At 72.6% G+C, this 9426-nt stretch carries 9 protein-coding genes; 8 read left to right on the top strand and 1 reads right to left on the bottom strand.

Features of this window, described 5'->3' with window-relative positions; all coding sequences use genetic code 11:
• Positions 1-58 precede the first annotated feature (58 nt).
• From ACY34K_RS17390 to ACY34K_RS17360, 7 genes are all read left to right on the top strand, one after another.
• Entirely contained in the window at positions 59-1189 is a 1131-nt protein-coding gene (locus ACY34K_RS17390) for a helix-turn-helix domain-containing protein (RefSeq protein ID WP_462747937.1), read from the top strand.
• Positions 1173-1406, top strand: coding sequence for a hypothetical protein (locus ACY34K_RS17385; RefSeq protein ID WP_462747936.1), 234 nt, complete (start codon positions 1173-1175; stop codon positions 1404-1406). Before ACY34K_RS17390 ends, ACY34K_RS17385 begins: the two co-directional genes overlap by 17 nt.
• A gap of 84 nt (positions 1407-1490) precedes the next feature.
• Positions 1491-2078: a MauE/DoxX family redox-associated membrane protein gene (locus tag ACY34K_RS17380; protein ID WP_462747934.1), complete on the top strand. Its 588-nt coding sequence runs from the start codon at positions 1491-1493 to the stop codon at positions 2076-2078.
• A gap of 81 nt (positions 2079-2159) precedes the next feature.
• A complete protein-coding gene (locus ACY34K_RS17375) occupies positions 2160-2702 on the top strand; it encodes a TlpA disulfide reductase family protein (RefSeq protein WP_462747932.1) in 543 nt (180 codons plus the stop codon).
• Positions 2699-4693: an ABC transporter ATP-binding protein gene (locus ACY34K_RS17370; protein WP_462747930.1), complete on the top strand. Its 1995-nt coding sequence runs from the start codon at positions 2699-2701 to the stop codon at positions 4691-4693. The genes ACY34K_RS17375 and ACY34K_RS17370 overlap by 4 nt, the downstream gene beginning before the upstream one ends.
• Positions 4690-5196: a S26 family signal peptidase gene (locus tag ACY34K_RS17365; RefSeq protein ID WP_462747929.1), complete on the top strand. Its 507-nt coding sequence runs from the start codon at positions 4690-4692 to the stop codon at positions 5194-5196. Before ACY34K_RS17370 ends, ACY34K_RS17365 begins: the two co-directional genes overlap by 4 nt.
• A gap of 622 nt (positions 5197-5818) precedes the next feature.
• Positions 5819-6271 carry a YbhB/YbcL family Raf kinase inhibitor-like protein gene (locus tag ACY34K_RS17360; RefSeq protein WP_462747928.1) on the top strand — a complete coding sequence of 151 codons (453 nt, stop codon included), beginning with the start codon at positions 5819-5821 and terminating at the stop codon, positions 6269-6271.
• Between the two features lie 99 nt (positions 6272-6370).
• Here the strand turns inward: ACY34K_RS17360 and ACY34K_RS17355 are convergent, their stop codons facing one another.
• Positions 6371-7132 carry a class I SAM-dependent methyltransferase gene (locus ACY34K_RS17355; protein WP_462747926.1) on the bottom strand — a complete coding sequence of 254 codons (762 nt, stop codon included), beginning with the start codon at positions 7130-7132 and terminating at the stop codon, positions 6371-6373.
• Positions 7133-7771: 639 nt separating this feature from the next.
• Between ACY34K_RS17355 and ACY34K_RS17350 the strand changes: the two genes are divergently transcribed.
• Positions 7772-9379 (top strand): hypothetical protein, encoded by a 1608-nt coding sequence (locus tag ACY34K_RS17350; protein ID WP_462747925.1) that lies wholly within the window; start codon positions 7772-7774, stop codon positions 9377-9379.
• Positions 9380-9426 lie beyond the last annotated feature (47 nt).

The raw sequence follows: 9426 nt of genomic DNA, 5'->3' as shown, positions 1-9426 counted from the left end.
CACAAGTCCCCTTCTCGAGGCATGCCCGACACCACCACCTGGAGCAGGAGGGATACGTATGCCCGAAGGAAATCCGCCCGCGTCACCGGGGCCGTACCGTGCGGTCCTGGACGAGATCAGCGGGCTGTGGCACGTGCCGGATCCGCGGGGTGACGGGTCGAGGCGGCTGCGCGCGGGGGTGCGCGGGCTGCACCTGGGCGGCGTGTGGGTCGCGGCACTGGTGTGCCCGCGGACCGGCTTCGCCCGCAGTGTGCGGCTCATCCGCGGGAGCGATGCGCGGGTCTGGCACGTCGTGCACATGAGGAGAGGTCAGGCAGGTCTCGTCGTGGGGCGCCGCCGCATCAGGGTGGGCCCGGGGCAGTTGATGCTGCTCGACGGTTCCCATCCGTACCGTGGACGGTTCGACGACCCGTCGGGCGTCCACTCTTTCATGATCGTGCAGCTCCCGCGCGATCAGCTGCGGTTGCCGCCCGCGACCCTCCGACGGCTCCACGCCGTCCCCCTGCCTCTCGGCCCGGGAGTGGGCGGCGCCCTGGCGCGCTGGCTCGCGGACATCACCGGCCGTGCACACGAGTTCGCGCGGGCCGACGGCCCCCTGCTCGCCGACGTCACCACGAGCCTGGTCGCGTCCGTGCTCAGCGGCGTGTCCGGCGCCGCGGAGAGCCCGGATCCCGAGGAACGCAGAGGGGCGCTGCGGACGCAGATCCGGCAGTTCATCCGGCACCACCTCGCCGATCCGCTCACCCCGGAAAGCATCGCCGAGGCACACCAGTTGTCCCGCCGCTCCCTCTACTCGCTCTTCGAGGGGGACGGCCAGACCGTGGCCGCCTGGATCCGGCAGGAACGGCTCGAGCGGTGCCGCCGCGATCTGACGGATCCGCGATTGGCCGGACAGCCGATCCACTCCATCGCGGCGCGCTGGGGGTTTCCGGACAAGGCGCACTTCAGCCGGGTCTTCCGGTCGGCGTACGGGGCGCCGCCGCGCGACTACCGCCGGCGTGCCGCGCCGCACGGGCCGACAACCACCCCGCACTCCGGGACAACGACAGGCCCGCGGTCGTCCAGCACTCTCGTTGCGGGGGCACCGTTCGCGGCGAGGGGCCGCGAGCCCGGTCCCCGCCGTCCGCGCGGGTCCGGACCGGCAGTTCCCATCGATCGCGAAGGAGCGAGACATGCTCACAAGGCTTGAAGGACTGGGCAGCAGGATGCTGGACCTACTGGTGCCGCGGGTGGCCGCGTCCGCCGCCGAAGCGGTCTGCATGTGCTACGAGTGCGTACGCGGCGACTCCTCGTCCGGCTGCGCGGCCACCGGGCACACGTGGTACCGGAAGGCGCGTTGCGGCTCCAGCGACTGGACGTTCCACCGCTGCGCGAACTGCCGCCCCGGCTCCGGCCACTGCGCCTGACCGCCGTCGTCGTCATGCCCGTGCGGTGGGCGGTCGCCCGCCGCACGGCTCCGCCCCGACATCCACCCGCCCGGAGGCAGATCGATGGAGCACCTGGTCGCGTACCTCGTCGCGGGAGTCCGCGGACTGCTGGGACTGGTGTTCCTGGTTTCCGTCGTCGGCAAGGTCGCCGGACGCTCTGCGTTCACCGCGTTCGTCGTTTCCGTCAGGTCCCTGGGTGTGGTGCCGTCCGTCCTCGTCCGCCCGGTGGCCGGGACGGTGATCGCCGGAGAGGCGGCCGTGTGCGTCCTGGTCGCCGTACCGGTGCGGGGGGCCACGACGGCCGGATTCCTCCTCGGTTCCGCTCTGCTGGCGGCCTTCACCGCCGGGATCGCGGCGGCCCTACGCCGGGGAGCCGACGCTCCCTGCCATTGCTTCGGCCCTTCGACGACGCCGCTCGGCAGCGCGCACATCGTGCGCAACACCGCGCTCTGCGTGGTCGCCCTGGCCGGGGCCCTCGCCGCACCGGCAGCCGCGCACGCCGGGCCGGGCGGTGAGGCGGCGGCCGGGGTCGCCGGACTGATCGCCGGGGCCGTGGTCACCCACATCGACCACCTCGTCGCCCTCTTCCGTCCGTTGCCCGCTTCCGGGCACGCCGGCGCGACCGACCGTCCGCACCACCGGTCCGCCTGACCGGCCGGCGCGGTCCACCCGTACGACAAGCCGTGCGACAAACCGTACGGCCACCAACAGCCGAAGAGCCAAGGAGCCGCCATGCCCGTCCTGACAGCCGTCGTGGCCCTCGTCGCAACGCTCGGTACGCTGAACCTGGTCCTCACCCTCGGCGTCGTCAAACGGCTGCGCGAGCACACGGAGATGCTCGGAGCCGTGCAGGCGGAACCGGTCCGGCTCGAAGTCGGCGAAGAAATCGGTGACTTCGACACCGCGACCGTTGTCGGCGAGCCCCTGTTGCGCGACCTGCTGTCCGGCCCGATCCTCTTCGGGTTCTTCTCCCCGACGTGCGAGCCCTGCCGGGACAAGCTGCCCCGCTTCGTCGAGTACGCGCGGCGCCATCCCGGCGGCCGGTCCTCGGTGATCGCGACCGTCGTCGGCGACGCCGGGGCGGCAGCCGGGTTCGTGGCCGAGCTGAGCCCCGTCGCGCACGTCGTGGTCGAGGACTCCGGCGGCGCGCTGGGCACCGCGTTGGGGATCCGGGCCTTCCCGAGCGTCCTGCGGGCCGAACGCGACACGACCGGCCGCCTCGTCGTGGTGGACGACGACGTGACGCTCGCCCACCGCACCAGCCTGACCACATGACCGGGTCCCCGGCCCCCACCCCCGGCCCGGGGAACGCGGGAGCGCCCGTCGGCGGGGAAGGGGAGCCCCCCGGCCGGCAGCGGAAGCGGGGCGGCCATGACGTGGACCCCGCCGGCCGGGCCTCGAAGACGACCAGCCGGTTCCGCCTCGCGAGCCTGCCGCGGCACGCGGTGGCAGCCGTCGCCCTGGCGGTACGGGCGGCGCCGGCCGTCTTCGTCGGCCATGTGCTGCTGACGGTCGCGACGGGTGCGTACCCCGTGGCGGCGGCCTGGCTGACCAAGCTCGCTCTGGACGGCCTGACGGACGGCGGCACGTCGACGGCCGCACTCGTCGGGCCGGCCGCGGGACTCGCCGGCGTCGGGGTGGGGACCGCGGTGACCGCGCACACGAACCAGTACCTGCGGGCACAGCTGGACCGGGCGATCGGCCTGCTGACACAGGACCGGCTCTTCACGGCCGTCAACGGGTTCGCGGGCCTGGAACGGTTCGAGAGCCCCGTCTTCCTCGACCGGCTGCGGCTGGCGCAGCACGCGAGCGCCATCGGCCCCGGCCAAGTGGTCAACGGGATCCTGGGACTGGCCCAGGCCGCGATCACGGTCACCGGATTCCTGGGCTCCCTCTTCGTCCTCAGCCCCGCCATGACCGTACTGGTACTGGCGGCCGGGGTGCCCGCGCTCGTCGCCGAACTGGCCCTGTCCCGGCAACGGGCCCGGCTGCACTGGGACCTCGGGCCCACCGAACGGCGCGAGATCTTCTACAGCCAACTGCTGTCGACCGTCGAAGCGGCCAAGGAGGTGCGGCTGTTCGGCATCGGGGCCTTTCTCCAGGGCCGGATGCTCACCGACCGGCGCACCGCCAACGCGGCCAAGGCGCTGCTGGAACGGCGGGACGCTCTGGTCCAGTCGGCGCTGGCGCTGCTCGCCGCGCTGGTCTCGGGCGGCGGGGTGGTGTGGGCCGTCACGGCGGCGCGGTCCGGGCACCTCTCGGTGGGCGACATCGCGATCTTCATCGCCGCGGTGGCGGGCGTACAGGGTTCGCTCACCGCCGTCGCGGGGCACGTCGCCGGCTCCCACGAAGCACTGATGCTGTTCGAGCACTACCTGGACATCGTGCGCTGCGAGCCGGATCTGGCGGTCGCCGCCGCTCCCGCACCACTGCCCGCGCTGCGCGAGGGCGTGGAATTCCGGGACGTATGGTTCCGCTACTCCGACGAGCACCCGTGGGTCCTGCGCGGAGTCAGTCTCCGGCTGCGGCACGGGGAGGCGCTGGCACTCGTGGGTCTGAACGGCTCCGGCAAGTCCACCCTGGTGAAGCTGCTCTGCCGGTTCTACGACCCGACGCACGGCGCGATCCTGTGGGACGGCGTCGACCTGCGCGACGTCGACCCGGTTCGCCTGCGGACCCGGATCGGAGCGGCGTTCCAGGACTACATGGCGTACGACATGACGGCGGCGGAAAACATCGGACTGGGGGATCTGGACGCCTTCGACGACGCGGACCGGATCCGGGGGGCGGCGCAGCGGGCGGGCATCCACCGCAAACTGGTCACCTTGCCGCGGCGGTACGACACGCTCCTGTCCCGCCGCTTCCCCATGACGTCGGAGGACGGCGACCCGGCCACCGGTGTCGTACTCTCCGGCGGGCAGTGGCAACGGCTCGCGCTGGCCCGGGCGTTCCTGCGGGACGAGCGGGACCTGATGATCCTCGACGAACCGTCCTCCGGGCTCGACGCGCAGGCGGAGGCGGAGATGCAGCAGGCGCTGCGGACACACCGGCGCGGCCGGACCAGCCTGCTGATCTCCCACCGGCTCGGGTCGGTCCGGGAGGCCGACGTGATCGTGGTGCTGGCGGCGGGACGCGTCGTCGAGCGAGGCTGCCACGCGTCGCTCATGGCGGCGGACGGGGAGTACGCGCGGCTGTTCGCCCTCCAGGCGTCCGGCTACGGACCGCATGACAGCCGCCCCGGTGCCGAGGGGACGGGCCGCAGGTGAAGCGTCGCACGTACCGGACCGTGGCCGTCACCGGGATCGCCCTGGCGGGCGTCGCGGGACTGCTGCGGTACACCGTGGTCCGGGTGACGGTGCTCGGCAGCAGCATGGCACCGGGGTACGAGGACGGTGCCCGGGTCCTCGTACGCCGGGGCGGCCCGATCGCGGTGGGCCGCGTGGTCGTCCTGGAGCGCCCCGGACCCGGCGCGCGCCGGCCCCTGCCGCCGGTGGCCCGCGCGGACTCCCCCCGGTCGGTGGCGGCCAGGCAGTGGATCATCAAACGTGTGGCCGCGGTCCCCGGCGACCCGGCCCCACTGGAGCGTGTACCGGCCCTCGACCGTACGGCGGGTCCCACCGTGCCGCCCGGCCGGCTCGTCCTCCTCGGCGACAACCCCTCCAACAGCTACGACTCGCGCGACGTCGGCTACTTCCCCCTCGAACGCGTGCTGGGCACAGTGGTGGAGCGCCTGCCGAGCGTGCCATGGGGCCGGTCCCGGACGCGGTGAAGCGGCCACACCCGCCCGGTGTGTGCCTCACCGGAGACGGGTCGGCGACCCACGTGACGGCACGCCGGGCCAGTGCCGTCGCGTGCATGACGAGGTGTTCCTCGTGCGCCGTGTCCGCGAGGAGTTGGCTGCGCACGGGGGACACCGACGGGGCGGTCGGGCGGGGGCTGGAACTCACTGCCAGGGAGATCACCCCCGGTGCGTCGATCGTTGCCGTGGTGTTCGGCAGCTTCCTGTTCGCCGATGTCCTCGAAGTCAAGGAATTGAGGTCGCCCTGCGCGGCGGTGGTTCCCGGCGCGACGCTCGTGCGCGGCGGCGGCCGTGGGGCCTGGGCGTGCCAGGGGCTGCGTCACAGCGCGCGCGACCTGGCGGGCGGCCCTCGCCCTTCACTCACACGGGGCGCCCGAGCGCAGGCCCACGGCACGATCACATCGCACTCCGCGGGGCACCGCGCCCGACCGCCCCGGAGGGCCGGCGCCGGCCGAGTCGTATCCGATCACACACCTCTCCGCGCCCGGATCACATGGTGGCCCGGTGGCGCGGCCACCCACTGACTGCGCCAGACGCGTGTATGTGCGCGTACGTTCCGCGGTGCGGCAGCCACCCGGGGTATGACGCCCCCATGGCTGGAATCGAGCTCAGAACCACCGCATTCGACGAAGGCGCCTCCATCCCGCGCCGTTACGCCAAGGAAGGCGACGACGTGTCGCCCGACCTGACCTGGTCGGGCGTGCCCGACGACGCCGCCGAATTGGTACTTCTGTGCGAGGACCCGGACGCGCCGAGCGGGACGTTCCTCCACTGGCTGGTCACCGGCATCGATCCCGCGAGCGGCGGTGTGGCCGCGGGGCAGACACCGCCCGGCGGACGGGAGCGGCGCAACGGCTACGGGGGCTCCGGCTGGGGAGGCCCCCACCCTCCGGCCGGTGACAAGGCCCACCGCTACTTCTTCCGCCTCTACGCCCTGTCGCAGCCGGTCTCGATCCCCGACGACGCGACGGCGGACGACGTGCACGCCGCCGTGGCGGACGGCCAACTGGCTGCCGGCACCCTGATGGGCGTCTACCAGCGCTGACCCCGTGCGATCGGCGCGTGCGGCCCGAGACCTTTCAGGCGACGCCGCGGAGGCATGTCTCCTTCGAACATTCCGGACCAGGCTCGGCACGGGCCTGCGTCAGGCCGGCTTGCGCGCCTCGATCAGGAAGCGTGTGGTGTGCGCGACGAACGGGCCCTCGGCCTCGATGCGCTCGTGCAACTGCCTCAGCCGGTCCCGGTACCGGTCGACGGTGAAGCCGGGAACCATCCAGATCACCTTCCGCAGGAAGTAGATCACCGCTCCGACGTCGAAGAACTCGGTACGCAGGGATTCCGCGCGCAGGTCGGTGACCTCGAGCCCGGCGGCCCGCGCGGCGGCCCGGGCGTCGTCGGGATGGCGCTTGCGCCGCACCTCGGGCGGTTGCGGTCCGAGGAAGTACTCGACGAGCTCGAACACGCTGGCCGGCCCCACCTGCTGGGAGAAGTACGTGCCCCCTGGCTGAAGGACCCGGGCGATCTCCATCCACCAGGTCGTCACCGGATGGCGGCTGACCACCAGGTCGAAGGCGTCGTCGGCGAACGGCAGCGGCGGCTCGTCCTCGTCGGCGACGACCGCCACTCCGCGCGGACGCAGCAGCGCCGTCGCCCTGGCGACGTTGGGCGGCCAGGACTCGGTGGCCACCGTCAGGGTGGGGAGTTTCGCGACCCCGGCGAGGACCTCCCCACCGCCGGTCTGAATGTCGAGCGCCGCGGAAGCGCGCGCCATCCGTTCACCCATCATGCGTCCATATCCCCATGAGGGCCGCTGCTCGGTGGCCCGTCCGTCCAGCCAGGAGAAGTCCCAGCCCTCCACCGACACGGTGCCGGCCTCGACGACCAGTTCCTCGAATGTGCGTGACATGTCTTGATCGTCGCAGCTCAGCCCTGGGATGTGCCATCGAATACGGCCGGGGCCGTGACCGTGTCGCGGACCGGTCCTCGTGTCGCTCCGGAAGGAGCGGACCGGGCGCCCGTGTGCCTGGACGACATGCCGCGCGTGCACGTCCTGCGGGCGCGCACCGACCGTGGTGCGACGGTCCGGCGGCTCGGGTCGCCGCCGAGCTGACGTCCGGGGCTGTCGACGAACGCGACCCGGGGTATCCGCACGCGAGGCACGGGTGCGGGGAGCTCCGCCGGGTCCGCCCGCCCAAGTGCGTGCGTCCGGCTCGCCCTTCGGCTGCCGCCACCGTGGCGCGGGCGGCGGCGCCGACGGCTCCGTCGCACACGTCGATGCCGTCCTGAAGGGCGAACCCTCTCGGTTGCGCCGCCGGCCGACCGTCTTCAGCTCGCGCGGAAGCCGCGTCGGGGGCCGATGCCGAACTGGTCGTCCTTTGTTGTCCCGTTGGTTACGCGGATGCTTACGATCATGAGAGGGTGACCCCCGGAAGTGGCTTGAACTGAGGTCAGAACAGCTAGGCGGGTTACGTTGGATGCCCAAGAAAAAGCCTGGTCAGATGCCAAACTGGCGGCAGTCGTCCGCCAGGGAACGGCCGACGAGGCAGTGGCCGAATTGCGTCGAAGGCACTGGTCTGCGGTCCTGGCCTACGCCACCCTGTGCTGCCGGGACCGGCAGTCCGCCGAGGCACTCGGGTCCGCGGCTCTCGCCAGTGTCCTTGAGGCCGTACGGTCGGGGCAGGGCCCCGAGGACGCCTGGCGGACGCGACTGCTGACCGTCGTCCGCGAGACCGGCGCCCACTGGGCCACCGGCGAACGGCGCGGCGACCTCTCTCCCGAGTTCGAGGAGTGGGCCGCACAGGACGCGGCGAAACGTCCGGAGGAACGCGGGCTCATACGCGCGGCCTTCCTGTCCCTGCCCGAACGCCAACAGGCCGCCCTCTGGCACACGGCCGTCGAGCAGGACCCGTCGGAGACCGTCGGCGCACTCCTGGGCCTCGGGCCCGGCGGGGTCACGTCGATCGCCGCAAGGGCTCGCGACGGACTGTGCGACAGATATCTGGCCCTGCACCGCGAACGCACCCCCGGTGGCGACGACTGCCGGCGCTTCAGCGCCCTCCTCGACGCGGCCGTGCGCCGCAGCGGAGGCCGCGCCGACCCGGGCCTCGACGACCACGTGGAGAACTGTGCCCGCTGCCGGCGGGCGCTGAACGAACTCGCGGACCTCGGAGCACGCTTTCGTCCGCTCCTCGCGTCGGCCCTGCTCCAGTGGGCGGGCACGGCCTACGTCGCGACGCGTACGCAACGCGCCGAGGAACCGTCTCCCGCGGCGACGGCTGCCTCCACCCGCTCACCGTGGCGGGCGCTCACCCTCCCCGTGTGCGCTGCCGCCCTCGTCGCCACGGCGGTGCTCTGGCGCACAGCGGCAACCGACGATCAGCCGCTCCAGCGCGCTCCGCAGACCGCCCCCGACAGGACCGCACAGGCCATCGGCACCCCACCCGCCCGCTCCACGGCCGCACCGTCACCCACCTCGTCGCCGACATCTTCCCCCACCGAGCGGCGCCCGCCTGCCCCCTTCCCGTCGCCGACTCCGTCACGGTCCCGCCCGCAGCCCCCGTGCCCCGGATTCCACGCCGCGCACGGGGAACTGCGTCCGGCGTACGACGAGAAGGACATCCCGTCCTCCGTTCTGGGGTTCACCCACGATTTCGGGGCCGGGTGGACGGTGGACAATTCCCGGATGCCCGAGAACGGCACAACGGAGTGGCGTGGTTGGGCGCTCACCACCATGGAGTTCTGGACGAGCACGGAATCGGACCAGTACCGGGAGGACTTCTCGCTCGGCGACGGGGTGATCGCGGTCGCGGACCCGGACGAGTGGGACGACGTGGGCGAGCCGTCGTCGTACAGCGTCTTCGACTCCGCGCTCGTGTCGCCCCGTTGCGGGATTTCCGGTACGCGGCTCACGATCGAGTACGACACTCACTACCAGCAGGAAGCCGAGCAGCGGGGAGAGGTGTTCGTGTCGTTCGACGGAGGGCCCGGCCGACTCGTGAAGGTCTATGCCGCTGACCGGTTCGACGTGCGGGAGCGACTCTCCGTCGCCGTCCCGCCGGGCGCCCGCACCGCCCAGGTGACGTTCCGCCTCAAGGACGCCCGCAACGACTGGTACTGGGCGCTCGACGACGTCACCATACGCAGCGCCCCATGAGGCACAGTCCGGCAACCAGCCCATGACCCGAGGGAGGACAGGTGCGC

Source organism: Streptomyces sp. STAM6 (assembly GCF_054963715.1).
This window is presented reverse-complemented; position numbering and strand designations above follow the sequence as displayed.